General features: G+C 73.7%; 20 protein-coding genes. 12 read left to right on the top strand and 8 right to left on the bottom strand.

The features are described 5' to 3' along the window. Positions 1–2: 2 nt before the first annotated feature. Positions 3–560 carry a hypothetical protein gene (locus tag ACIRNI_RS16945; RefSeq protein WP_403552176.1) on the top strand — a complete coding sequence of 186 codons (558 nt, stop codon included), beginning with the start codon at positions 3–5 and terminating at the stop codon, positions 558–560. 56 nt (positions 561–616) lie between these two features. Here ACIRNI_RS16945 and ACIRNI_RS16940 read toward each other — a convergent pair whose 3' ends face one another. Beyond that, complete coding sequence (locus ACIRNI_RS16940; protein ID WP_403552175.1) at positions 617–910, bottom strand: ADP-ribosylglycohydrolase family protein; 294 nt, start codon at positions 908–910, stop codon at positions 617–619. Positions 911–1,156: 246 nt separating this feature from the next. On the opposite strand from ACIRNI_RS16940, the gene ACIRNI_RS16935 reads away from it, so the two are divergent. The 7 genes from ACIRNI_RS16935 to ACIRNI_RS16905 all read left to right on the top strand — a co-directional run bounded on the left by ACIRNI_RS16935 (position 1,157) and on the right by ACIRNI_RS16905 (position 10,629). Next, positions 1,157–1,900: an IclR family transcriptional regulator gene (locus ACIRNI_RS16935; protein WP_403552218.1), complete on the top strand. Its 744-nt coding sequence runs from the start codon at positions 1,157–1,159 to the stop codon at positions 1,898–1,900. Positions 1,901–2,121: 221 nt separating this feature from the next. Next, complete coding sequence (locus ACIRNI_RS16930) at positions 2,122–2,757, top strand: MBL fold metallo-hydrolase (protein ID WP_403552174.1); 636 nt, start codon at positions 2,122–2,124, stop codon at positions 2,755–2,757. A 23-nt stretch (positions 2,758–2,780) separates the two neighbouring features. Next, complete coding sequence (locus tag ACIRNI_RS16925) at positions 2,781–5,216, top strand: FAD-dependent oxidoreductase (protein WP_403552173.1); 2,436 nt, start codon at positions 2,781–2,783, stop codon at positions 5,214–5,216. A gap of 16 nt (positions 5,217–5,232) precedes the next feature. After that, positions 5,233–6,384, top strand: a complete 1,152-nt coding sequence (gene solA, locus ACIRNI_RS16920; protein ID WP_403552172.1) for an N-methyl-L-tryptophan oxidase — start codon at positions 5,233–5,235, stop codon at positions 6,382–6,384. Between the two features lie 9 nt (positions 6,385–6,393). Next, complete coding sequence (locus ACIRNI_RS16915) at positions 6,394–7,524, top strand: aromatic ring-hydroxylating dioxygenase subunit alpha (protein ID WP_403552171.1); 1,131 nt, start codon at positions 6,394–6,396, stop codon at positions 7,522–7,524. Beyond that, a complete protein-coding gene (locus tag ACIRNI_RS16910) occupies positions 7,517–9,070 on the top strand; it encodes an APC family permease (RefSeq protein ID WP_403552170.1) in 1,554 nt (517 codons plus the stop codon). The genes ACIRNI_RS16915 and ACIRNI_RS16910 overlap by 8 nt, the downstream gene beginning before the upstream one ends. After that, positions 9,067–10,629, top strand: coding sequence for a GMC family oxidoreductase (locus ACIRNI_RS16905; RefSeq protein WP_403552169.1), 1,563 nt, complete (start codon positions 9,067–9,069; stop codon positions 10,627–10,629). The genes ACIRNI_RS16910 and ACIRNI_RS16905 overlap by 4 nt, the downstream gene beginning before the upstream one ends. 21 nt (positions 10,630–10,650) lie before the next feature. On the opposite strand, the gene ACIRNI_RS16900 is transcribed toward ACIRNI_RS16905, so the two are convergent. The 7 genes from ACIRNI_RS16900 to ACIRNI_RS16870 form a co-directional block, all read right to left on the bottom strand. Then, on the bottom strand, positions 10,651–12,027 hold the full coding sequence (locus ACIRNI_RS16900) for an alpha-lytic protease prodomain-containing protein (protein ID WP_403552168.1): 1,377 nt from the start codon (positions 12,025–12,027) through the stop codon (positions 10,651–10,653). Between the two features lie 257 nt (positions 12,028–12,284). Further along, entirely contained in the window at positions 12,285–14,519 is a 2,235-nt protein-coding gene (locus ACIRNI_RS16895) for a WD40/YVTN/BNR-like repeat-containing protein (protein ID WP_403552167.1), read from the bottom strand. Between the two features lie 117 nt (positions 14,520–14,636). Further along, positions 14,637–15,608: a succinylglutamate desuccinylase/aspartoacylase family protein gene (locus ACIRNI_RS16890; protein ID WP_403552166.1), complete on the bottom strand. Its 972-nt coding sequence runs from the start codon at positions 15,606–15,608 to the stop codon at positions 14,637–14,639. Beyond that, positions 15,605–16,402, bottom strand: coding sequence for an ATP-binding cassette domain-containing protein (locus ACIRNI_RS16885; protein WP_403552165.1), 798 nt, complete (start codon positions 16,400–16,402; stop codon positions 15,605–15,607). Before ACIRNI_RS16885 ends, ACIRNI_RS16890 begins: the two co-directional genes overlap by 4 nt. Further along, positions 16,399–17,430 (bottom strand): ABC transporter ATP-binding protein, encoded by a 1,032-nt coding sequence (locus ACIRNI_RS16880; RefSeq protein WP_403552164.1) that lies wholly within the window; start codon positions 17,428–17,430, stop codon positions 16,399–16,401. Before ACIRNI_RS16880 ends, ACIRNI_RS16885 begins: the two co-directional genes overlap by 4 nt. Next, positions 17,427–19,178, bottom strand: a complete 1,752-nt coding sequence (locus ACIRNI_RS16875; protein ID WP_403552163.1) for an ABC transporter permease subunit — start codon at positions 19,176–19,178, stop codon at positions 17,427–17,429. The genes ACIRNI_RS16880 and ACIRNI_RS16875 overlap by 4 nt, the downstream gene beginning before the upstream one ends. Positions 19,179–19,186: 8 nt before the next feature. Then, positions 19,187–20,683, bottom strand: coding sequence for an ABC transporter substrate-binding protein (locus ACIRNI_RS16870; RefSeq protein WP_403552162.1), 1,497 nt, complete (start codon positions 20,681–20,683; stop codon positions 19,187–19,189). A gap of 195 nt (positions 20,684–20,878) precedes the next feature. Between ACIRNI_RS16870 and ACIRNI_RS16865 the strand changes: the two genes are divergently transcribed. The 4 genes from ACIRNI_RS16865 to ACIRNI_RS16850 all read left to right on the top strand — a co-directional run bounded on the left by ACIRNI_RS16865 (position 20,879) and on the right by ACIRNI_RS16850 (position 25,453). Continuing rightward, entirely contained in the window at positions 20,879–21,457 is a 579-nt protein-coding gene (locus ACIRNI_RS16865) for a hypothetical protein (protein WP_403552161.1), read from the top strand. An 80-nt stretch (positions 21,458–21,537) separates the two neighbouring features. Then, the gene (locus ACIRNI_RS16860; protein WP_403552160.1) at positions 21,538–22,374 is read left to right on the top strand and encodes a DUF4097 family beta strand repeat-containing protein; all 837 of its coding nucleotides are present in this window, start codon (positions 21,538–21,540) and stop codon (positions 22,372–22,374) included. A 62-nt stretch (positions 22,375–22,436) separates the two neighbouring features. Then, a complete protein-coding gene (locus ACIRNI_RS16855; protein ID WP_403552159.1) occupies positions 22,437–23,672 on the top strand; it encodes a cytochrome P450 in 1,236 nt (411 codons plus the stop codon). 128 nt (positions 23,673–23,800) lie between these two features. Next, positions 23,801–25,453, top strand: a complete 1,653-nt coding sequence (locus tag ACIRNI_RS16850; RefSeq protein WP_403552158.1) for a tannase/feruloyl esterase family alpha/beta hydrolase — start codon at positions 23,801–23,803, stop codon at positions 25,451–25,453. The last annotated feature ends 109 nt before the right edge of the window (positions 25,454–25,562 follow it).

The raw sequence follows: 25,562 nt of genomic DNA, 5'->3' as shown, positions 1-25,562 counted from the left end.
ACATGCGTAGGGCGACGATCATCGTCGCGGTGATTCTGGCCGCCGTTTCGGGCTGCGCTCCGGCAGGCTCGAGCGGTGGCCAGGACAACCCCGGCGACATACCTCTGCCCGGACAGGAATGGGCTCTGAAGGACGGAATGGTCACAGCCGCCGAATACCGTACGGCGATGGGTCGGTTCGTCGCCTGCGTCGAGGACGCCGGGTACCCCGTCAGCGATCCCGTGCTCAGCCCGGCGGACAACCTCACGTTGATCTACACCATCACTCCCAGCGGGGAGCCGGAGGTTTACAACGCGGCCGTACAGACCTGCAATCTTGCCCACCTGTCCATTGTCGAGCCCACATTCGTCGAGGCGAATTCCCAGGTTATGGACGAACCGCTGACGGCGGCAATCAGTGACTGCCTGCAACGGCGGGGCGTGACGCTGACGACCAGGGAACGGAACCTCGCCGATTTCGCCGATGCGGCCAAGGAGGAGGCGAAGGTCGTCGACTGCGTGACAGGAGAATGGGCGAAGGTCTATCCCACGCTGCCGGCCGAGGTGCCACTTCGTTTCTGAGAGGGCGTTCGAAGGAGGCATGCCGGCTGACGCCGCCGTGGACGCTCCCCCTGAACTCATCCCGATAGGAGTTCCTCCTCCGATACGACCGGGGGCAGCGGTTCACAGGCCGAGTGCCAGGCAGGGGGGAGGGCGGCGACGCCCGTGCGAGCGGCGATCACCCCGCCCGCGACAGCGCGGGTGGTGTCGATGTCGCCGCGCCCTGCGACCGTGGACCACAGGCCCTCGTGGAGGTCGTCGAGGCGCCCCGCCGCGCCCCACAGGGCGTAGGGGACGGTATCGGGCCCGGACATCCTGTAGCCGGAGCCCAGTACCTCCGCGGCATGCCGGACCGAGGTGCGTGCCGACAATCCGGGCCGCGACCCGCACTCCCTTGAGTAGCATGACGTTTCGTACCGCGCACGAGAGAGCGTTCTGCGCAACGGCGTCCGGTCGGGTCGCCCACCGCGTCAAGGGCTTCCCGGAGATGCGGCGGGAACCGGCCGCCAGGTGGGGGGAGTTGAGCTGTGACCCGTGACCCGTCCGTGGCCGAGCAGCTCCCCGACGATACGCGCGAGGGCGTGCGTGAGCGGACTCCCAAGGGCGCGGCCGGCTCGATCCGGTCCGTGGACCGCGCGGTCAGCGTGCTGGAGATCCTCGCGCGCCACGGCGAGGCCGGTGTCACCGACATCGCCGACGAGCTGGACGTGCACAAGTCGACGGCGTTCCGGCTGCTCGGGGCGCTGGAGAACCGGGGCCTGGTCGCGCAGGCGCAGGACCGCGGCAAGTACTTCCTGGGGGCCGGTGTCCTGCGCCTGGCGGGGGCGGCGGCCGTCCGGCTGGACATCTCGCAGGAGGGCGCGCCGGTCTGCCGGGAGCTCGCCGACGAGCTGGGCGAGACGGTCAACATCGCGGTGCTGGACGACGACGCGGCCGTCAACATCACGCAGGCACGCGGTCCCGCGGCCGTCACGGCGCAGAACTGGCTGGGCAGGCGCACCCCGCTGCACGCCACCTCCAGCGGCAAGGTGCTCCTCGCCCACCTGCCGGCGACCCTGCGCGAGGGGCTGCTGGCGCGGGCGCTGCCGCGGTTCACCGAGCACACGGTGACCAGCTCCGGGAGGCTGCGCGCCGAGCTGGAGGCGGTGCGCCGGCAGGGGTTCGCCCTCGTCACGGAGGAGCTGGAGCTCGGGCTGAACGCCGTGGCCGCGCCGGTACGGGCGCACGACGGCAGGGTCATCGGCGCGCTGAGCGTGTCGGGGCCGGCGTACCGGCTGGAGCGGGGCCGGCTGCCGGAGCTGGCGCGGCGCACGGTGACGGCGGCCGACGAGCTGTCCCGGCGCATGGGGTACGGCTTCTGAGCCCTGAAACCGGCGCGGCACCCGATGCTTTTGCGCGCCGTTCGCCCCGGCCTCTTGACGGTCTGTCGGCGCCGTTCCCAGTATGTTCCTCGCCGCGCAACCCATCGCGCACTGTGCAACAGCAGAGGAGTGCTGTCGTGCCCCCTGAGCCCTCGGATCCCTCAGATCCCTCAGATCCCTCAGAGCCTCCTCAACCCCACGAGGTCCGTGCCGTCGTCGCCGTGAAGAAGGGCGCGCCCGCCGGCGTACGCGCCGAACGGGTCGTCACCACGGGCACCTTCAGCCTCGACGGCGAGACCTTCGACGTCGACACCAACGTGTGGCTCGTCGGCGACGACGACGAGGTGCTCGTCATCGACGCCGCGCACGACGCCCGGGCGATCGCGGCCGCCGTCGGGGGCCGCCGGGTCACCGCCATCGTGTGCACGCACGGCCATGACGACCACATCGGCGCGGCGCCCGCCCTCGCGCACGCCACCGGGGCGCCCGTCCTGCTGCACGCCGCCGACCGGGCGCTGTGGGACACGGTGCACCCGCAGCGCGCGCCGGACGGCGCGCTGCGCGACGGGCAGCGGCTGCTGGTCGCCGGGGTCGCGGCGCGGGTGCTGCACACCCCGGGTCACACCTGGGGCAGCTGCGTGGTCCATGTGCCTTTCCTGGACGCGGTGTTCACCGGAGACACCCTGTTCCACGGCGGGCCGGGCGCGACCGGCCGCTCGTACTCCGACCGGGCGACGATCATGGCGTCCCTCCGCAGGAGGCTGCTACCCCTGTCCGGCGCCACCGTCGTGCACACCGGGCACGGCCGCGACACCACGATCGCCGCCGAGCGGCCGCACGTCCCGGCAGTCGTCTGACACCCCCAACTCCTAGGAGGGGCATGTCCAGCACGTCACCCGCCCACCCCCGAGTCGTCGTCATCGGCGCCGGCATCGTCGGCTGCTCCCTCGCCGACGAACTGACCGCCCGCGGCTGGACCGACGTCACCGTCCTGGAGCAGGGGCCGCTCCCCGCCCCCGGCGGCTCGACCTCCCACGCGCCCGGGCTGGTCTTCCAGACCAACCCGTCCAAGACGCTCACCGGGTTCGCCGCGTACACCGTCGAGAAGTTCGGCGCCCTGGAGGCCGACGGGACGCCCTGCTTCGACTGGGTCGGCGGCCTGGAGCTGGCCACCACCGAGGAGCGCCTCGCCGAGCTGCACCGCAGGGCCGGGCTCGCCGCCTCCTGGGGCGTGCGCGGCGAGGTGGTCCCGGCGTCCCGCTGCAAGGAGCTGTGGCCGCTGCTCGACGAGACGAAGGTCCTCGGCGGGTTCCACACACCCGACGACGGGCTCGCCCGCGCCGTCCTCGCCTGCCGCGCGCAGACGGCGCGCGCCGAGCGGCGCGGCGCCCGCTTCCTCGGCCGGCACACCGTGACGGGCATCGAGCGCGAGAACGGCCGGGTCTCCGCCGTCGTCACCGACCGGGGCACCTTCCCGGCCGACCACGTCGTGTCGGCGGCCGGTTTCTGGGGCCCGGTCATCGGCCGGATGGCGGGCGTCGACGTGCCGCTCCTGCCCCTCGCCCACCAGTACGCGCGCACCAGGCCCCTGCCCGCCCTGGCCGGCGCGCGCGCCGAGGCCTCCCGGCCGATCCTGCGCTTCCAGGACCGCGACCTGTACGTGCGCGAGCACGCGGACCGGCTCGGCATCGGCAGCTACGCGCACCGGCCGATGCCCGTCGACCCCTTCACCGTCCCGGCGTACGACGACGCGCCGGTCATGCCCTCGTCGTTCCCCTTCACGCCCGACGACTTCGCGCCGAGCTGGGCGGACTGCCGGTGGCTGCTGCCCGCCCTCGCGGACAGCGCGATCGAGGAGGGCTTCAACGGGGTCTTCTCCTTCACGCCCGACGGCATGCCGCTCCTCGGTGAGTCGCGCGCGCTGCGCGGCTTCTGGCTCGCCGAGGCGGTGTGGGTCACGCACGCGGCGGGCGCCGCGAAGGCGGTCGCCGAGTGGATGGTCGACGGGCGGCCGGCGGCCGACGTCCACGAGTGCGACCTCACCCGCTTCGAGGAGGCGCAGCGCTCCCCCGCGTACGTGGAGGAGCGCGGCGCCCGGCAGTTCGTCGAGGTGTACGACGTCATCCACCCGCTGCAGCCGGCGGAGCAGCCGCGGCCGCTACGCGTGAGCCCCTTCCACGAGCGGCAACGGCAGCTCGGCGCGTACTTCCTGGAGGGCGGCGGCTGGGAGCGCCCGCACTGGTACGAGGCCAACGCCCCGCTCGCCGCGACGATGGAGCTCCCCGAGCGGGACGCCTGGTCGGCGCGGTACTGGTCGCCGATCGCGGCCGCCGAGGCGCGGGTGACGCGCGAACGGGTCGCGCTGTACGACATGACGCCGCTGCGGCGCCTGGAGGTCTCCGGGCCCGGCGCGCTCGCCTTCCTCCAGCGCATGACGACCAACAACCTCGCCAAGAAGCCGGGCGCGGTGACGTACACGCTGCTCCTGGACGAGACCGGCGGCATCCGCTCCGACCTCACCGTGGCGCGGCTCGCGGAGGACCGGTTCCAGATCGGGGCCAACAGCCCGGCCGACGAGGACTGGCTGCTGCGGCACGCCCCCGGTGACATACGGATCCGCGACCTCACCTCCGGCACCTGCTGCGTCGGCGTGTGGGGCCCGCTCGCCCGGGACCTCGTGCAGCCGCTGACCCGCGACGACTTCTCCCACCGGGGCTTCGGCTACTTCCGCGCCAAGCGGGCGTACGTCGGGCACGTCCCGGTGACGGCGATGCGTCTGAGTTACGTCGGCGAGCTGGGCTGGGAGCTGTACACCAGCGCCGACCTGGGGCTGCGGCTCTGGGACACGCTGTGGGAGGCCGGGCAGGAGCACGGCGTCGTCGCCGCCGGGCGGTCCGCGTTCACCAGCCTGCGCCTGGAGAAGGGCTACCGGGCCTGGGGCGTCGACATGACCGACGAGCACACCCCGTACGAGGCGGGGCTCGGTTTCGCCGTGCGCATGGACAAGGGCGACTTCATCGGGCGCGAGGCCCTGAAACGCGCGGGTGCACCCCGCAGGAGGCTCACCGCGCTGCTCCTCGACGACCCGGCGGCCGTCGTCCTCGGCAAGGAGCCGGTGTACGTCGACGGGGCCCCGGCCGGATACGTGACGAGCGCCGCGTACGGCTACACGCTCGGCCGCTGCGTCGCGTACGCCTGGCTGCCCCCGCTCGCGGCGGGCACGGCCGTGCACGTGGAGTACCTCGGACAGAAGGTGCCGGCGACGGTCGCGGAAGAGCCGCTGTTCGACCCGGAGATGAGCCGTATCCGCCGCTGAGCCCGAGGAGACCGGGATGTCACCCACCTTCGACGTGATCGTGGTCGGCCTCGGCGGCATGGGCAGCGCCGCCGCCCACCACCTGTCCGCGCGCGGGGCCCGCGTACTGGGCCTGGAGAGGTTCGGACCCGTCCACGCCAGGGGTTCCAGCCACGGCGGTTCGCGCATCACGCGCCAGTCGTACTTCGAGGACCCCGCCTACGTACCGCTGCTGCTGCGCGCGTACGAGCTCTACGAGCGGCTGGAGCGCGACACCGGACGGGACATCGCGACCCTGTGCGGCGGGCTGATGCTGGGCCGCCCCGGGGCGCGTACCGTCGCGGGCTCGCGGCTCTCGGCCGAGCGGTGGGGCCTGCCGCACGAGATGCTCGACGCCAAGGAGATCCGCCGCCGCTTCCCGACGCTGACGCCGGGCGAGGACGACGTGGCGCTGTACGAGGCGCGGGCCGGGCTGCTGCGGCCCGAGAACACCGTCGCGGCCCATCTGGGGCTGGCCGGCCACGCAGGCGCCGAGCTCCACTTCGAGGAGCCGCTGCTGCGGTGGGAGCCGTACCGTGACGGCGTACGCGTCCACACCGCCGAGGACACGTACACGGCGGGGCAGTTGGTGATGTGCCCGGGCGCGTGGGCGCCCGGGCTGCTCACGGACCTCGGGGTGCCGTTCAGGATCGAGCGGCAGGTCATGTACTGGTTCCGGCCGCGCGGCGCCGCCGAAGCGTTCCTGCCCGAGAACCACCCCGTCTACATCTGGGAGGACGCGGAAGGCGTCCAGATCTACGGCTTCCCGGCGATCGACGGGCCGGAGCTCGGCGCCAAGGTGGCGTTCTTCCGCAAAGGCACCGTCTGCACGCCGGAGACCGTCGAGCGGACCGTGCACGACCACGAGGTCGCGGCCATGGCCGAGCAGGCGGGGCGTCTCCTGCCGGACCTGCCGGGCCGCTTCCTCAAGGCCGCGACCTGCATGTACTCCAACACGCCCGACGAGCACTTCGTGATCGCGCGCCACCCCCGGCACCCGGAGTCGGTGACCGTCGCCTGCGGCTTCTCCGGGCACGGGTTCAAGTTCGTGCCCGTCGTCGGCGAGATCCTCGCCGATCTGGCGCTGACCGGCGCCACCGCGCACCCGATCGAGCTCTTCGACCCCCGGCGTCTCGCCACGATGTCCTAGGAGCCCGCCGTGCCCCCGACACCCCTCTCCCCCAGCCTGATCGCCACCCTGCCCGGCGCCTCCTACACCGACCCGGACGTCTTCCGGCGGGAGCAGGAGCGGCTCTTCGAAGCGATGTGGTTCTGCGCGGTGCGCAGCGCGGACCTCGAGAGACCGGGCGCCTTCCGGACCGTCCAGGTCGGCCGCGAAAGCGTGATCGTCACCCGGAACCGGGCCGGCGAGCTGCGCGCGTTCCTCAACGTCTGCCGCCACCGGGGCGCCCGCCTCTGCCTGGAGGAGTCCGGCGACGTGCGCCGCACCCTCCGGTGCGCGTACCACGCGTGGACGTACGACCTGGACGGCAGACTGGTGGCCGCGCCGCACCTGGCGAGGATGCCGGACATCGACCGCGTCGCGTACGGCCTGGTGACCGTGCACCTGCGCGAGTGGCTGGGCTACGCCTGGGTGTGCCTGGCCGGCGAGCCGCCGTCCTTCGAGGAGACCGTGATCGGCGCGGCGGTGGAGCGGCTCGGCGACGCCGCCTCCATCGAGCGGTACCGCACCGAGGAGCTCGCGCTCGGCCGCCGCATCACGTACGACGTGAAGGCGAACTGGAAGCTGATCGTCGAGAACTTCATGGAGTGCTACCACTGCGCGACGATCCACCCGGAACTCGTCGGGGTGCTGCCGGAGTTCGCCGGGGGCTACGCCGCGCAGTACTACGTCGGCCACGGTGCCGCCTTCGGCGAGGACGTCAAAGGCTTCACGGTCGACGGCGGCGAGGGGTTCGGCACCCTGCCCGAGGTCACCCCGGAGCAGGACCGGCGGTACTACGCGATCACCGTGAAGCCGACGGTCTTCGTCAACCTGGTCCCGGACCACGTGATCCTGCACCGGATGTTCCCGCTGGCCGAGGACCGCACGGTCGTCGAGTGCGACTGGCTGTACGCGCCCGAGGTCGTGGCCTCCGGCGCGGACGTGTCCGCGTCGGTGGAGCTGTTCCACCGGGTGAATCTGCAGGACTTCGCGGTGTGCGAACGCACCCAGCCGGCGATGGCGTCGCGCGCCTACCGCGACGGCGGCGTCCTCGTCCCGAGCGAGCACCACATCTCCCTCTTCCACGCCTGGCTGCTGGAGAAGACGGGGGGCTCCGGTGCCTGACCTGCCCACCGGCGGCGCGGACGACGACGCCGCACTCGCGGAGTTCGGCTACCGCGCGGGACTCACGCGTACCCTCGGCTCGTTCCACACCTTCGCCGCCGGCATCTCGTACATCTCCATCCTCACCGGCACCTTCCAGCTCTTCTACTTCGGTTACGCGAGCGGCGGGCCCGCCTACTGGTGGTCCTGGCCGATGGTGTTCGCCGGCCAGTTCATGGTGGCGCTGTGCTTCGCGGAGCTCGCGGCCCGCCATCCGGTGGCCGGGTCCATCTACAACTGGGCCAAGCGGCTGGGCAATCCGCACATCGGCTGGCTCGCCGGGTGGATGATGCTCATCGCCTCCATCGTGTCGATCGCGGCCGTGGCCCTCGCCTACCAGCTGACGCTGCCGCGCATCTCGTCGGCGTTCCAGTTCGTGGGCGACGGGACGGGCAGGTACGACGTGGCGGCCAACGCGGTCCTGCTCGCCGCCGTCCTCATCCTCTTCACCACCCTCGTCAACGCCTTCGGCGTGAAGCTGATGGCGCGGATCAACACCGCGGGCGTCTTCCTCGAACTGATCGCCACGGTGGTGCTGATCGCGCTGCTCGCGGTCAACGTCGTACGCGGCCCGCAGGTCGTGACCGAGACGGCCGGGACCGGCGCGGGGCAGCCCTTCGGCTACCTCGGCGCGTTCCTCATCGCCTCGCTCGCCTCCGCTTACGTCATGTACGGCTTCGACACGGCCGCGTCGCTGGGCGAGGAGTCGCTCGACCCGTCGCGCAACGCGCCCCGGGCCGTGCTCCGGGCGATCGTCGCCTCCTTCGTGCTGGGCGGGCTGGTGCTGCTGCTGGCGCTGATGAGCGTGTCGAGCCTGCGGGGCGAGAAGCTGTCGACGGAGGGGCTCCAGTACGTGGTGCTGGACGTGCTCGGGCCGACGGCCGGCAAGGCGATGCTGTGGTGCGTGCTCGTCGCCGTCACGGTGTGCGCGCTCGCCGTGCACACGGCGGCCGTCCGGCTCGCCTTCGCGATGGCCCGGGACACCAACCTCCCGGCGTCCGCGCGGCTGGCGAAGGTGAGCCCGCGCTTCGGTACGCCGGTGCTGCCGACCGTGCTCATCGGGGTGCTGGCGCTGGCGGTGCTGCTCGTCAACATCCGCCAACCGCAGATCTTCACGGTGGTCACCGGCATCGGCATCGTCATGATCTACCTGGCCTATCTGCTGGTGACGGGGCCGATGCTGGTGGCGCGGCTGCGCGGCCGGTGGCAGCCGGCCGAGGGGAGGTTCTCGCTCGGCCGCTGGGGCCTGCCGGTGAACGTCCTCGCCGTGCTGTGGGGCGCGGCGATGACCCTCAACCTGATCTGGCCGCGCGCCGCCGTCTACAACGCGACCGCGCCGTACCACTGGTACCTGCGGTGGGGCGCGGTGCTGTTCGTCGGGGCCATCGCCGCGGGCGGCTTCGCCTACTACTGGTGCGTCCAGCGGCACCGTACGGGCGTCCTGGCGGAGCACGCCGCCGACCGACCGCAGGTGTCCGCGGCGCCGAAGGAGGCCACGCTCTCATGACCGCTCCCCTGCCCGGCCAGGAGTTCGACTACGTCGTCGTCGGCGGCGGTACGGCGGGCAGCGTCGTCGCCGCCCGGCTCAGCGAGGACCCGTCCGTCACGGTGTGCCTCCTGGAGGCGGGCCCGAGCGACGTCGGCGACGAGGACGTCCTGCGCCTGGAGCGCTGGATGGGCCTGCTGGAGTCCGGCTACGACTGGGACTACCCCGTCGAGCCGCAGGAGCGCGGCAACAGCTTCCTGCGCCACGCCCGCGCCAAGGTCCTCGGCGGCTGCTCCTCGCACAACTCGTGCATCGCCTTCTGGGCCCCGGCGGAGGACCTGGACGACTGGGCGGCGGCGGGCTGCCGGGGCTGGGGCGCGGCGGACCTCTTCCCGCTCTACCGGCGCCTGGAGAACAACGACGCCCCCGGCGACCACCACGGCCGTACGGGCCCGGTGAGACTGCGCACCCTCAAGGGCGGCGACCCGTGCGGCGCGGCGCTGCTGGAGGCGTGCGCGCAGGCGGGCATCCCGACGACCCCGTTCAACACGGGGCGGACGGTGGTGCGGGGCGCGGGCTGGTTCCAGGTCAACGCCGACGAGGACAACATCCGCCAGTCGTCGTCCGTGGCGTACCTGCACCCGGTCATGGGCAAGCGGCCCAACCTGGAGGTACGCACCGGGGTGCGGGCCAGGAAGCTGGTCTTCGAGGGCCACCGCTGCGCCGGCGCCGCCTACCTGGACCCGGACCTGGTCCACACCCGTACCGTACGGGCCCGGCGCGAGGTCGTCGTCTCGTGCGGAGCCATCGACTCGCCGAAGCTGCTCATGCTGTCGGGCATCGGCCCGGCGGAGCACCTGCGGGAGGTGGGCGTGGAGGTGCTGGTCGACGCGCCGGGGGTCGGGGCGAACCTCCAGGACCATCCGGAGGGCGTGATCATGTGGGAGGCGAAGCGGGCGATGCCGGCCGCGTCCACGCAGTGGTGGGAGGCGGGCGTCTTCTACGACACCGAGCCGGGTCTGGACCGGCCGGACCTGATGTTCCACTACGGCGCGGTGCCCTTCGACCTCCACACCGTCCGCCAGGGCTACCCGACGTCCGAGAACGCCTTCTGCCTCACGCCCAACGTGACCCGGGCCCGCTCGCGGGGCACCGTGCGGCTGCGGTCCCGCGACTTCCGGGACAAGCCGAGGGTCGACCCCCGCTACTTCACGCACGAGCACGACGTGCGGGTGATGACGTACGGGCTGAGGCTCGCCCGCCGCATCGCCGCCCAGCCGGCACTGGCGGGGTGGGCGGGCGCCGAGCTGGCGCCGGGGCCGGACGTCCGCGGCGACGACGAGCTGCTCGCCTACATCCGCGCGACCCACAACACCGTCTACCACCCCGCCTGCACCGTGCGGATGGGTGCGGCGGGCGACCCGCTGGCCCCGCTCGACGCCCGGCTGCGGGTGAAGGGCGTGGCGGGGCTGCGGGTCGCCGACGGCTCGGTCATGCCGGACCTGGTGACGGTCAATCCGTGCGTCACGACGATGGCGATCGGCGAGAAGTGCGCGGACCTGCTCAGGGAAGACCGCTGAGGGGTCCGGGGGGTCCCGTGGTCAGGCGCGCTGCCACACCACGGGGGCCGCCGCGGGGTTCCAGCCGGACTGCGCCTGGTGCGACTGGATGCAGCGGTAGGTGACGCCGTCGTAGGTGACCTGGTCACCGGGCGCGTACACCTTGCCGGCGGCCCAGGTGCCGCCCGACTTGCCGGCCTCGCCCGGCTGGCTGGCGGTGGTCTTCAGCGTCAGCCCGTAGGCCTGGAGGATCGGGTTGATGGGCTGGTGGTAGGTGGTGCCGCCCGAGGTGCAGTTCCCGGAGCCGCCGGAGGTGACGCCCTGGGCCTGGCTGCCGGAGAGGTACGCGCCGCCCGAGTCGCCGGGCTCGGCGCACACGGTGGTGCGGGTCATGCCCGTGACGGTGCCCTGGGGGTAGGTGACGCTGGTGCTGTGCTGCTCGACGGTGCCGCAGTGCCAGCCGGTGGTGGAGCCCGAGCGGCAGATGGAGGCGCCGACGAGGGCCTCGGTGGAGCCGGTGACCTCGACGTTCTTCTCGGCCTCGCCCTTGACGTACGGGGTCCCGGTCCAGTCGGCGTTCGTGGCCACCCACGCCATGTCGTTCTCGGGGAACTTGGAGGCTTTGAAGGCGCCCTGGGCGGCCTTGTTGTGGCCGGTGGTCTCGTTCCCCTCCTTGCCGCAGTGCCCGGCGGTGGCGAAGCCCTGCTGGGTGCCGGAGGTGACCGAGAAGCCGATGGAGCAGCGGGCGGCGCCGATGTAGTACGCGTCACCGCCGCGCAGGTCGTGCGCCAGGGGCTGCGGCCGCTCGTCCGTGGTCCGTACGCGCACCAGGGCGCGGTCGAGACCGGAGGCGGTGAGGAGCGCCTCCGCGGCGGCGGCCTCGGCGGCCTCCAGCGTCACCGTGTTCGTGCGCACGTCGACGTACCAGACGGGCGCGTCGAGCGTCCTGGTAGTCGTGGCGGCCTGGTCCAGCTTGGCCTTGGCGGCTTCGAGCTCGGCGAGCCCGTACCGTACGACCTCGGCCTCGGCCCCGCCGGCCTTGATGGTGGCGACGTCGGCGGAGTCCGTGGTGGCGACGGTGACGGTGGCGGAGGTGGCGCCGCGTACCCAGGCGCCCGCGAAGCGCGTGCCGAGCGCGGCGCGCAGGCGGCCCGCGATGGCCCCGGCCTCGGCCTCGTTGACCAGGCGCGCGCGGGCCTGCGCGTCGGTGAGGCCGAGGTCGCGCTGGAGGGCGCGGAGCACTTCGGGCGAGGGTCTGTCGGCGCCGAGGAGCGCGGCGGCCGACTGGACAGTGGAGGAGGGTCCGGCGGGTGGCGTGGGCGTTTCGGACGCGACCGCGGCGGGCAGCCCGGTCAGCACGAGCGCGCCGGCCGCGACGAGGGCGGCGGTGCACGCGGCTGTGGCGTGTCGGTGGAGCATCAGGTGTCACCTCGGTTTCGGTGGGGGAAAGGCCCGATCCGTAGGTGTTGCCGAAAGCCCCGCAGGAAATGTCGGGTTGTCGGTTGATTAGGTGGTACGGGAGACACGGGCCCGCCATGCGGCGTAACCGCCGCGCGCCCGCGGCCCCGGAACGGCCGGGTGCGTCCCGGGGGGATGGCGCGGTGGCGGGCGCGCGGCGGGAGCGGGGACCCGCGCGCGGCCCCTCGTACGAGTGAGCAGGCCCTCCGGGGCGGGGCTCAGGGGGTGCTCAGTTCGTAGAAGCCCCGGCCGAAGGTGGCGGCGACGAGCCGGTGGTTGCGGGGGTCGTACTCGATGTCGTCGACGGGGACCCGGGGCATGCCGCGGCCGAGCCGCAGCCAGTGGCCCCGGCCGGAGGGGCTGGTGAACACGCCCTGGTCGGTGCCGATGTGGAGGGCGCCGCCGCGGGCGACGACCAGGTCGTTGACGGGCGCGGCCGGGAGGTTCCCGGACAGGTCCCGCCAGTGGCGGCCGCCGTCGGTGGAGGCGTATACGTGCGGCAGCGGGGAGCCCGCGCGGTAGCCGGAGTGGGTGGTCCAGACGCGGTCGGGGTCGGCCGGGTCGACGACCACGCGGGTCACCCACGGCCGGCCCTCGGCGAGCTTGGTCCAGGTCGCTCCGAGGTCCCGGGTGACCCAGACGCGGCCGTCGTCGGTGCCCGCGTACAGGGTGCGTCCGTCGTTCGCGGGGGCCAGGGAGGTGATGGTGCCGTAATTGGGGTAGGCGGGGTCGGTGCCGGGGCCGCCGGACAGGTCGGGGCTGATGGGGCGCCAGGTCGCGCCGCCGTCGGTGGAGCGGTTGACGACCTCGGAACCGTAGTACAGGATCCGCGGGTCGCGCGGGTCGAAGACGACGGGCGTGAACCAGTTGCGCCGCTTGAAGGTGGTCTTGTCGGCGAAGTACGTGAGGGTGTCGCCGCCGTCGGTGGAGCGGAAGCAGTTGCCGTACTGGTAGCAGGCGAAGACGTTGTCGCGGTCGGTGGGGTTGATGAGGTTCTCCTCGCCGTCGCCGCCGAGGTACTCGTTGAAGCCGTCGCCGTCCCCGCCCCACGACCGCAGGGAGCCGTTGTCCTGGGCGCCGCCGGAGATCCGGGTGACGTCCTGCGGGGTGATGGCGGCGCTGTACAGCTGGGTGTACGGCTCGTGCCGGGCCTTGACCCAGCCCCCGTCGCCGTCGGTGTCGGAGCGGTAGACGCCGCCGTCGTTGCCCAGGTAGACGCGGCCGGGCCGGCGCGGGTCCCACACCATGGCGTGGTGGTCGACGTGGATGCTCGTGTCGTCGCCGGTCCAGGTGGAGCCGCCGTCCTTCGTCGTCATCAGCGCGACCCCGGCGACGTGGACGTGGTCGGCGTCGCGCGGGTCGGCCCACACCTTGCCGAACCACCAGCCGAAGCTGGACTGCGACGCGGCGAGCGCCGGGTCGTCCGGAGTACGGGTCCAGGTGTCGCCGCCGTCGTCGGAGGCGTAGAAGCCCTCGAAGGCGCCGCCGGCCTTGTTGACGAGCGCGTAGAGGCGGTCGCCCGCGACGGCGAGGCCGATGCGCCCCACGTCGGGGCCGCGGGCGGGCAGGCCGCCCGCCAGGCGCTGCCAGGTCCGGCCGCCGTCGTCGGAGCGGAAGACGCCCGAGCCGACCCCGCCGTAGGTGCGCAGGTCGGGGCGGCGGCGGTGGTCCCACATCACGGCGTACAGGCGGTCGCCGTCGACGGTGATCTCGGTGGCGCCGGTGTACTCGGTCTCCCCGGCGAGGATGCGCTGCCAGGTGTCGCCGCCGTCATCGGAGCGGTAGACGCCGCGGTCTCCGCCGCCGTTGTAGAGCGAGCCGGCCGCGGCCACGTAGACGCGCCGCGGGTTGGCGGGGTCGACGGTGATGGCGCTGATCGCGCCCGAGTCGCGCAGGCCGACGGGGCTCCAGTGGGCCCCGCCGTCGGTGGAGCGGTACAGCCCCGTGCCCTCGTAGGTGATGCTCCCACCGCCGGGGTTGGGTTCGCCGGTGCCAGCGTAGAGGGTGCCGTCCGGGGCGGTGGCGACCGCGCCCATCGCCTGCGTCCAGTCGTCGGGCCACACGGAGTGGAAGGTCCGCCCGGCGTCGGTGGAGCGCCACAGCCCGCCGCTGGCGGCGGCCGCGTACACGGTGTCGGCGCGGGTCGGGTCGAGCGCGAGCGAGACGATCCGGCCGCCGATGTCGGTCGGCCCGACGGCCTTCCAGCGCCCACCCACAGCGGGCAGCCGGCGCGCCTGCTGCGCGGCGAGGTCGTGGGCGTGGCGCGGCATCGCCTGCCCGGGCAGGGTCTTCTGCTGGTACCGGTACTCCGCGGGCGCGGACGGCCCGCGCACCGGCCGGTACGCGTCGGGCGGGCCGGGTGGCGCGGCGGTGGCGGGGGCCGTGCTCGGCGCCGTGAGGACGGCGGCTCCGGCCACCACGGCGAGGACGAACGACAGCAGGCGTCTGCGCATGAGCACCCTCTCGTTTGCCACGACCACTTCAAACGGCGACGACGTTACGAGAGGGGCGGGGCGAGGAGTAGGGCGCGTGTCGGCCTTTGTGACCCGAGAGGCGCAGGAAGCGGTCCGTTACGGCAACGGCCGCGCGATCGCGGCCAGTTCGGCGCCGGAGGCGACGGTCAGGCCGTGCATGCCGTAGAAGACGCGGCCGGTCGCCGGGGCGAGAACGTCGCTGTCGCGGCCGTCGGCCGGGTCGGTGATCCGGCCGATGACCTGGCCCTCCGTCACGTCGTCCCCGGCGGTGAAGGCGGGGTACCACAGGCCGGTGGTCTGCGCGGCGACGGCTCCGGCCCAGACCCATTCCGTTGCGGGCGCCGTGCTCGTCGGTGGCGGCCCGTCCAGCGCACGCGCCTCGCGCAGCAGCGCGTACAGGCCCTCGACCAGGCGGTGTGCGGTGGCCGGGTCGCGCTCGCCGAGCCGGCCGGTCTCGACGAGGACCGCCGGAACGCCCCGGCGGGCGGCGGCCGCGTGGCTGTTGCCGCCGCTCGCGTCCCGGCCGAGGATCACGTCCTCGACCCCGAGGGCGTGGGCCAGCGCGCGGGTCTTCGCGTCGAGGACCGGATCGCCGGTGAGCCGGTAGCCGACGAAGTCGCGCAGCGTCTCGTCGATGCCGCCGGAGTGCAGGTCGACGTACGCGTCCGCGCCACTGACGAGGTGTGCGGTGTGCCAGGCCGCCAGCCGCTCGGTGGGGCCGCCCCGCGCGTCGCCGGGGAAGACCCGGTTGATGTTCACGCCGTCGAGCGGGGAGACGCCGAGGCGTCCGTGGTACACGGCCGGCGGGTTGGCGACCGGGCAGACGAGTACCTGCCCGGTGACCTCGGCGGGGTCGAGCAGCGCCGCGAGCCGGGTGGCCGCGTCGATGCCGGTGAACTCTCCCCCGTGCATGCCCGCCGTGATCACCACGCGCGGGCCCGGACGCGCACCGTTCACCAGGGTCACCGGGATGTCCACGGTCACCGTGGAGAGGTCCGCCGCCACCGGGCCACGGGCCTTGGTACCGGGCTCGGCGCGCAGCGGGCCGAGGGTCCAGGTGGACGTCATGGTCGCGCTCCCGGGGCTAGGGGGTGTCTTGTGGGGCCGAGCAGCTCGCGTGTGCGTGGATGGAGGCCGGCCGGCTCGTACAGGTCGGACGCGGGCACCGTCTCCACGATCCGGCCGTCGTGCAGGACCGCCACCCGGTGGGCGAAGTGGCGTACGACGGCGAGGTCGTGGCAGATGAGGAGGTACGCGAGTCCCAGCCGGTCCTGGAGGTCGGCGAGGAGATTCAGGATCCCCGCCCGCACGGACGGGTCGAGCGCGGACAGCGGCTCGTCGAGCACGAGCAGGCGCGGCTCGCTCGCCAGGGCCCGGGCGATGCCGACGCGTTGGCACTGGCCGCCGGACAGCTCGTGCGGCAGCCGGTCGCCGAGCCGGGGGTCGAGCCCCACCGTCTCCAACAGGTCGGCCACCCGGCGCGGGCCGGTCCCGGCGTCCCACCGCCCCTGGACGCGCAGCGGTTCGGCCACCGCGTCGCGCACGCGCAGGCGCGGGCTCAGCGAGCCGTACGGGTCCTGGAACACCGGCTGGAACGCGGGGCGCAGGGGCCGCAGCGCGGTCTCGTCGAGCGCGGTCAGTTCGCGCCCGTCGAACCACACCTCGCCCCCGTCGGGCCGGCGCAGCATGAGGACCGCGGCCGCCGTGCTGGACTTCCCGGAGCCCGAGGCGCCGATCAGCGCCAGGGTCTCCCCGGCGGACACCTCGAAGGAGACCCGGTCGACCGCGAGCACCGGCGCGGAGCGCCGCGTACGGCCGCGGTGGCGGACCGTCAGGTCCCGTACGGCGAGCAAGGCGCTCATGCGGCACCCCTCTCCCGGCGCAGGTCCCGCGCGAGGGTGGGCACGTCGGGGGTGTCCTGCCACCGGTGGCAGGAGACCAGGTGTCCGGCCTCGCCGACCGCGACGGGCTCCGGTTCACGCGTACGGCACCGTTCGTGCCCCGCCGCCAGGGGGCAGCGCGGGGCGAAGGCGCAGCCGGTGAGGTGCGCGAGCTCCGCCGGTGAGGGCGGGGCGCCGCCGATGGCGGGGAGCCTGCGGTCCGTGACCGGCTCGTCGGGTGGCAGGGAGGCGAGCAGCCCGGCGGTGTACGGGGCGCGCGGCCGCGTGAGCACCCGCTCGACCGGGCCGGACTCCACGGGCCGCCCGGCGTACAGCACCAGGACCCGGTCGGCGTGCGCGGCGACGACGGAGAGGTCGTGCGTGACCAGCACCATCGCCGCGCCGGTGGCTTCCCGCAGCGACGCGAGGACGCCGAGGACCTGTTCCTGTACGGCGGGGTCGAGGGCGGTGGTCGGCTCGTCGGCGACGACGAGCTCAGGTTCGTTGATCATGGCCATCGCGATGACGGCACGCTGCCGCATCCCGCCGGAGTACTCGTGCGGGTACGCCTTCGCCCGCCGGTCCGCGTCCGGGATGCCCACGCGGTCCAGGGCGGCGACCGCCGCGGCCCGCGCCCGGCGCCGGTCGAGTCCGCGCACCGAGCGCACGGCCGCGGCCAGTTGGTCGCCGACGGTGTGGGCGGGGCTGAGCACCCCGAGCGCGTCCTGCGGTACGAGGGCGATGTGCCGCCCCCGGAGCCCGGCGTACGGCGACCGCGGCGCGCCGAGGAGCTCCCGGTCGCGCAGGCGGACGCTGCCGGTGACGCGCGCGGTGTGCGGTGCCATGCCGAGGAGGGTGCGGGCGGTGAGGGACTTGCCCGCCCCCGACTCGCCGACCAGGGCGAGCACTTCGCCCTCCCGTACGTCGAAGGACACCCCGCGGACGGCGGCCACGGCGGGGAACTCGACGCACAGGTCGCGCACGGAGAGCAGGACGGGGCGGCCGGTCATGATGCCACCGCCCCGGCACGTCGTACGGCCGCCGTGGTCCCGGAGAAGCCCGTCGCGGAGGAGAGCGAGACCGCGAAGCCGGCCAGCAGGGCCAGGGCGCCCGCCGGGGCGAGGGCCGCCCAGGGAGCGCGCTCGACGTACGCCCGCGACTCGTCGAGGAGCAGTCCCCATTCGGGGGCGGGTGCCTGGGCACCGAGGCCCAGGAAGCCGAGCGAGGCGAGGGCCAGGGCGATCCCGGGCAGCCGCAGCACCGCGTGGCGGGCCACGGGCCCGGCCACGGCGGGCAGGACGTGCCGGGTCAGGATCCAGCGCGGCGTGGCGCCGATCGCCTTCTGGGCGGTGAGGAATCCGCTCGCCCGGACCTCCTCGACCAGGGCGGAGGCGTGCGCGGCCAGCGGTGGCCAGGAGACCGACGCGACGGCGACGGACGCACCGGCCGTGCCGGGGCCGAGGGCCGCGGCGACGAGGATGCCGACGATGACGGGCGGCAGGGCGTTGGCGATGTCGGCCACCCCGGCGGACAGGGCCGGCAGGAAGCCGATCGCGACGGCGAAGAGGTAGCTGATCAGGCACACCGCCAGCGCCACGCCGACGGTCGCCGCGGCGCCGTGCCCGAGCCGCGCGAGCACGTCCCGGCCGAGCCCGTCGGTGCCGAACGGGTGCGCCCCGGAGGGGGCGGCCAGCCGCGCCGTGACGTCGACGGCGTACGGGTCGCGCAGCAGGCCCCACCCGACGACCGCCAGCAGGACGCCCGCGAGCACCACGGGCACGGCCCGCGCCGCCCGGCCCGCCGGGGCCCGCGGCGGGGCCGGCAGCGCGAGGGCGGCGTCCCGCAGGCCGGGCCCGAGGAGCCGTACGCGTACGAGGTGGGCGACGGCGCCGGCCGCGAGGCCGAGCAGGAGCAGGGCGAGGACGGCGCCCTGAAGCAGCGGCAGGTCCTGGGCCTTGGCGGCGCCGAGGGCCGTACGGCCGATGCCGGGCACCGCGAAGACGGTCTCCACGGCGACCGCGCCGCCGGTCAGCCCGACCGCGACCAGGCCGAACTGCGGCGCGATCGCGGGCACGGCCCGGCGCAGCGCCCCACACGCCAGGCGCCGCGCGGAGACGCCCGACGCCCGCCACAGCTCCACCCAGCGCTCGCCGAACACGGCGGGCAGCGCGTCGTCCACGAGCCGGCCGAGCAGCCCGCCGGCGGGCAGCCCCATGGCGAGCGCGGGCAGCACCATGGACGACGGGCCCTGCCAGCCGGACGTCGGCAGCAGGCCCAGCCAGACGCCGGCGACGATCAGACCGACCGTCGCGAGCAGGAACTCGGGCACGGAGGCGAGCATCGCGGCGGCCGCTCCCCCGGAGCCGCGGCGTCGTGTGCCGCGCGCCCCGCGTACCACCGTCGCCGTGCAGAGCACGGCGGCCACCAGCAGCGCCACGGCCAGCGACGCGCCCATCAGCCCCAGCGACACGCCGAGTCCGGAGGCGACCGACGGCAGCACGTCGGTGCCGGAGACCCAGGAGGTGCCGAGGTCACCACGGAGCAGCCCGCCCGCCCAGCGCCCCAGCAGGGTCAGCGGCCCCGAGCCGAGGCGCAGGTCGTCGCGGATGGCGGCCAGAGCCTCCTCGGTCGGCTCCTGTTCGGCGGAGCGGGCGCGCAGCACGCTGAGGGCCGCGTCCCTGCCGGACAGCCACGGCAGCAGCCCGAGGGTGACGAGGACGGCGGCGAGCGCGGCCGTCCGGGCGAGCGCGGTCTTCATGCCGCCGCTCACCTGACGTACGTGCCGGGGGTGACCAGCAGGCGCTCGCGGGGGTCCTTCGCCGAGTCCACGACGTGCGGGGCGTCGCCCTGGACGACTCGCTCGTGCAGCATCGGGATCGCGGCGTCGGTGTTGAGGACCGCGGTCTCCGCGGCCAGGATCGCGGAGCGGCGCGCGGCGCCGGCGGGCGCCTTCGCCGCCTTCTCCAGCGCCTTGTCGACGCTCGGGTCGGCGAGCTGGGAGAGGTTGAAGGAGCCGTCGCTCGCGAAGTCGCTGTAGAGGTACGCGGCGGGATCGCCGGAGTCGAGGACGGTGGCCCGGGACAGGATGAAGGCGTCGAACTTCCCGGCGAGGGCGTCGGATTCGATGGCGGCGTACTCGCGTATCTCCAGCTTCACCGTGAAACCGGCTTTCTGGAGCTGCTGCTGGAGCGCGGCGGCCACCTCGGGGAGCTCGGCGCGGTCGGTGAAGGTGCCGAGCGTGACGGTCCTGCCCGCCGGGTTCGCCGGCGTGGCGGGGCGGGTGCGGCCGGCGCGCTCCTTCGCCCAGGGGATGGCGGGGCCGAGCAGGCCGTCGGCGACGTCCGCGCGGCCCTCGTACACGCCGTCGACGAGGGGCCGCGCGTCGATGGCCGTACGGGCGGCGGCGCGCAGCGCGGGGTCGGTGAAGGCGCCGCGGCGGGTGTTGAGGTAGAGGGTGTTGGTGCGCGGCATGGGCACTTCGGTGATCTGGTCCTCGTCGAGCAGGGCCGCCTGCGAGACCGGCACGGACTCGACGATGTCGGCCTCACCGCTGCGCAGCGCGGCCGCGCGTGCCGTGCCGTCCGGTACGAACCGCACGTCGATGCCCGCTGCCTTGGGCCTGCCGCCCCAGTAGTCGTCGTTGCGGTCGAGCGTGGCGGAGCTGGTTCCGTTCACGCGCTTGAGGACGAAGGCGCCGGTGCCGGCGCCGACGGGGTTCACCGTCCTGCCCCGGTACGCCTTGGCGGCGAGGATCGACAGCTGCGGTGAGGAGAGCCGCTGCGGAAGCAGGGGGTCCGCCGCCGCGGTGGTGACCGTGACGGTGTCGCCCTCGGCGGTGACGGTGAGGTCGACGCCGTCGAGGATGCGGGGCTTCGGCGCGGCCTGGGAGGCCTTGGTGAGCGAGCGCACCACGTCCTCGGCGGTGAGGGCGCTGCCGTCGTGGAAGGTCACGTCCGAGCGGAGGGTGAAGGACCAGGCTCGGTCGCCCGCCCGCCGCCACGTCTCGGCGAGGGCGGGCCGCGGGTCGCCGTTGGCGTCGAGGGTGACCAGCGTCTCGGCGGTGCTCCACCGAGACAGCTTGAAGGCGTCGTCACTGAGCGGCGAGAGGCCCGAGCGCGGCGGTTGCATCATCACCACCCGGATGCGCTTGTCCCCGCTTCCGGCCCCGCCGGACGCGGCGCCGGGTGCGAAGCAACCCGTCGTCAGGAGCAGGGCGGAGCCAATCGCCACGGAGAGGAGGGGCAGGGACTTACGGGTGTGCACGGGACTTTTCCATCTCCGTCGGACCGGGTGACGTACAGAACGCAGAACCGGACCCTAGCAGATGATAATCATATTCAACTATCTCGTGCCGCCCCACCGGAAACGCGCCACGATGACAGCCCTTTGACGCCATCCAGCAGCGAATGGCGCCATAACCCCTTCTCATGGCGCCACAGTGGTGCCACTATGGCGTCCATGGACCTGACCCCCTACGTCGACCACCTCCGCCGGGAGCTCGCGGTCGCCGCGAACGCCGGCGGGGACGAGGCCCGCGCCCTGGCCGAGCGGCTCACCGCGCCCCTGGAGTCGGCCGCCCGGCTGACCCTGCTGAACGCGCTCTCCGCCGCCTCGGACGAGATCACCCGCGAGCTGGCCCCGGGCTCGGTGGACGTCCGCCTGCGGGGGCTCGACCCCGAGTTCGTGGTGACGGCACCGCCCGCCGCCGAGCTCCCCGGGGAGGAGGAGGCCAACCTGGCGCCACCGATGGCACCACCAGTGGCACCAGTGGCGCCAATGGCGCCAATGGCGCCAATGGCGCCAATGGCGTCCTCCCCGGGGGACGGCGAGGAAGGAGGGGGCACGGCCCGGATCAACTTCCGGCTCCCGGCGCCGCTGAAGGCCCGGGTCGAGGAGGCGGCCGGCCGCGAGGGCCTGTCGGTCAACGCCTGGCTCGTCCGGGCCGTGGCCCTCGCCCTCGAACCGGACTCCGGACCGGACCGGCCGGCCGCCCGTACCCCCCGCCGCGGCCAGAGCTACCGGGGCTGGGTCCGCTAGCCGGAGCCCCTCGCCTCCCCCTTCACGCGTACCGCACCACCTGCGGAAACACCTTCCAGAGCCAAGAGGACGGACCAGCCATGCCTTCTTACGACACCTCCGGGCCCATCACGGCGGTCCTCGAGTTCGACGTCGGCGAGGTGCGGCTCACCGCGAGCAAGCGCGGGGACACGGTCGTCGAGGTGCTGCCGAGCAACGGCGCCGACGACGCCGACGTACGGGCCGCGCAGCAGACCGAGGTCACGTATGCGGACGGCACCCTCTCCCTCAGAGGACCCAAGAGGCGCTCCCTGTTCGGCAGGAGCGGATCGATCGACGTGATCATCGAGCTGCCGGCCGGATCACGCGTCCGCGGCACCTCCCCCATCGGCGACTACACCGGCGAGGGACCGCTCGGCGAGTGCCGCATCAAGACCTCGCTCGGCGACATCCGGCTCGACGAGGCGTCCACCGTGAACCTGCGGACCGAACACGGCCGCATCCGCGTCGACCGGGCGGTGGGCGATGCCGAGATCCGCGGGGCCGGCCGCGTCGAGATCGGCGAGATCGTGGGAGCGGCGACCGTCAGGAACGGAAACGGCGAGACCGAGATCGGCGAGATCACCGGCGAGCTGAAGGCCAACTCCTCCAACGGCCGCATCACGGTCGGCATCGCGCACGCCTCCGTCGAGGCCAAGTCCGCCAACGGAGCGATCAGCGTGCAGCAGGTGGCGCGCGGCGTGATCGACCTCCACACCGCCGTCGGCGACGTGGAGGTCGGCGTCCGCGCCGCCACGGCGGCCTGGCTGGACGTCAGCTGCAAGGTCGGCGCGGTCCGCAACGCGCTCGGCGCCGCCGAAGGGCCCGGCGCCTCCGACGAGACCGTCGAGATCCATGCCCGTACCGGCGTCGGCGACATCGTCATCCGACGCGCCTGACCCCTCGGAAAGCACCCTCGGAAAGACACCCTCTTCCCTGCACCCGTCACGGAGGCCACACCATGCAGCACGAACCGTCCGCCCGACCCGACGCCACGGACGCCACCGACCCCGTCACCCTGTCCACACAACGCACTGCCCGCTGCCCCTTCGACCCGCCGGCCGGACTCGCGGAGGTGCGCGAGGAGAGGCCGCTGGCCCGGATGACCTACCCCGACGGGCACGTCGGCTGGCTCGCCACCGGATACTCCGCGGTCCGCTCGATCCTGGGCGACCCGCGCTTCAGCTCGCGGTACGAGCTGATGCACTACCCCTTCCCCGGCGGGCCCGAGGGCCCCCTGCCGCCCGCGCCCGTCGGCGACATGACCGGCATGGACGCCCCCGAGCACACCCGCTTCCGGCGGCTGCTGATGGGCAAGTTCACCGTCCGCCGCATGCGCCTGCTCACCGAGCGGGTGCAGGAGATCACCGCCGAGCACCTGGACGCGATGGAGCGCAAGGGGCCGGGCACCGACCTGGTCGAGGCGTACGCCCGTCCCATCCCCGCACTGATGATCTGCGAGCTCCTCGGTGTGCCCTACGCCGACCGGGAGCGCTTCCAGCAGCACGCCGACACGATCATGACCCAGGACGTGACGCCCGAGGAACGGTACGCCGCCTTCGTCGGACTCCAGGAGTACATGGGCGAGTTGGTCACCGCCAAGCGCGCCACCCCCTCCGACGACCTGCTCGGCGACCTGGCCCAGGACTCGGACCTCACCGACGAGGAGCTGGTCGGCATCGGGGGCTTCCTCCTCGCCGCCGGGCTCGACACCACCGCGAACATGATCGCCCACGGTACGTTCGCGCTGCTCACCAACCCGGCCCAGGCCGAGGCCCTGCGCACGGATCGCGATCTCGCCCCGCGGGCCGTCGAAGAACTGCTGCGCTACCTGACGGTCGCCCACACCACCGTGAAGACCGCGCTGGAGGACGTCGAGCTGGACGGCCTCACGATAGCGGCCGGCGACACCGTCACCCTCTCCCTCGAAGCCGCCAACCGGGACCCGGAGAAGTTCCCCGACCCGGACGCCCTCGACCTGCGCCGCGCGGCCACCGGACACCTGGGCTTCGGACACGGCATCCACCAGTGCCTGGGCCAGCAACTGGCCCGTGTCGAACTGACGGTGGCCCTGCCCGCGCTGCTGAGGCGGTTCCCCACCCTGCGCCTCGACGTGCCGGCCGAAGAGGTGCCGCTGCGCACCGACATGAACATCTACGGAGTGCACCGGCTGCCGGTCACCTGGGACGCGCCCTGAGGGGCCCCACACCACGCGAGCAGCACAAGTGTGTGCCCAGGCCATAGTCCCCTGGAGAGCGGGCTCCATAGCCTGTGCGCCCGCACCTCAGGCGCACAGGTGGAGACCCCATGAAAAAGATCGTCGCAGTGTCAGGACTCGCGTTCACTCTGGTCAGCGGCGTCTCGCCGCCCGCCGCACCCATCGCGCCCACCGCGGCCGCAGCGCCCGCCCCCGCGGTGTGCGGCGATCTGCTCGGGCTGCGGATCCCCGCCTCCTCGATCGGTCTGCCCACCACGGGCGGCGAGGTGACCGCCGCGCAACCGGTCCCCGCGGCCGGCAGCGGTGCCGCCGCGACCGGCGCCTACTGCCGTGTGGACGCCGCCATCCACCCGGTGGATCCGCGGGCCCCCGACGTCAGGATGCGGGTCGCCCTGCCCGAGCGGTGGAACGGGAAGGCGATGATGTTCGGCGGCGGGGGCTACGACGGGACCATCCCCGATGTCACCGGAAACGTCCCGTTCGGCCCGACCGACCGGCCCCGCCCGCTGAGCCGCGGGTACGCCACCTTCGCGAGCGACTCCGGACACCAGGCCGCACCCGGCTTCAAGCCGACCCCCTCGCTGGACGGGTCCTTCGGCGTCAACGACGAAGCGGTACGCAATTTCGCCGGCGACGCCCTGAAGAAGACCAGCGACACCGCGCGCTTCCTCATGCGCGCGCACTACAAGAGTGGTGCTCCCGTGCACAGCTACTTCGCCGGCGGATCGAGCGGCGGGCGGGAGGCGCTCGCCGTGGCCCAGCGCTGGCCCACGGACTTCGACGGCGTCATCGCCGCCTACCCGGCCTGGAACGCCGCGAGCCTCGACCTCTTCTTCGGCTACGAAGCGCAGGTCCTCTCCCGGCCCGGAGCCTTCCTCGGCACCGCCGAGCAGCAGCTGCTGCACCGCGCCGTGGTCGCGGCCTGCGACGGCGACGACGGTCTCCGCGACGGCGTCGTCTCCCACGAACGCGGCTGCCACTTCAACCCGCGCACGTTGCGCTGCCCGCAGGACCTGGACACCGCGGACACCTGTCTTTCGGACGCCCAGATCCGCGCCGTAGCGGCCCTGTCCTCGCCGCTGCGCTGGCGCTACCGCCTCGCCAGCGGCGAGACCGGCTACCCCGGCTTCCCCTTCCTCTCCGGTGCCGACATGTCGACGCCCCTGCTGGGCATGGGCTCCGAGCCGCCCGGCCACCCGATGCCGAAGAACAGCGGTTACGGCGTGCAGTTCTGGGACCAGTGGGTGCGGTACTTCGTCACCCGCGACCCCGCGTACGACTCCCTGGCCCTGGACCCCCGCCGCCCCGGCGCCTGGCAGCAGCGCATCAGCGAGCTCTCGGCGCAGCAGGACGTCAACAACCCCGACCTGCGCCCCTTCGCCGAGGCCGGCGGCAAGCTGCTCATGCTGCACGGCACGGCGGACGAGCTCGTCAGCCACCGCTCCACGGTCGACTACTTCCACCGCGTACAGAAGCGCATGGGCAAGCACGCCACCCGCGACTTCGCCCGGCTCTACCTCGTGCCCGGCGCCAACCACGTCAACATCGACGCCTCCTTCGCGGCGAGCTGGGACTCGCTGAGCGCCCTGGAGCAGTGGGTGGAGAAGGGCACCGCTCCCCTGCGGCCGGTCGTCAGCGACGCCAACCCCGCGGCGAACGGCCGGACCCGGCCGCTGTGCGCCTACCCGTCCTGGCCGCGGTTCACGGGCACCGCAAGCCCCGACTCCGCGGACGGTTTCACCTGCTCCCCCACGCCCTGACGCGCAGAACACCGGTGATCCGAGCCCTTCGTGGCCCGCCCCCGGTGTTCCGCTCGCCCGTGTCACTCCGGATCCTTCCGGATGCCGTGCCCGGTGCTCCCCGCACTAC

This window comes from Streptomyces sp. NPDC093546 (assembly GCF_044765045.1).
Lineage (GTDB): Bacteria > Actinomycetota > Actinomycetes > Streptomycetales > Streptomycetaceae > Streptomyces.
The sequence above is the reverse complement of the archived record's forward strand: the minus strand, read 5'-3'. Positions and strand labels throughout refer to the sequence as shown.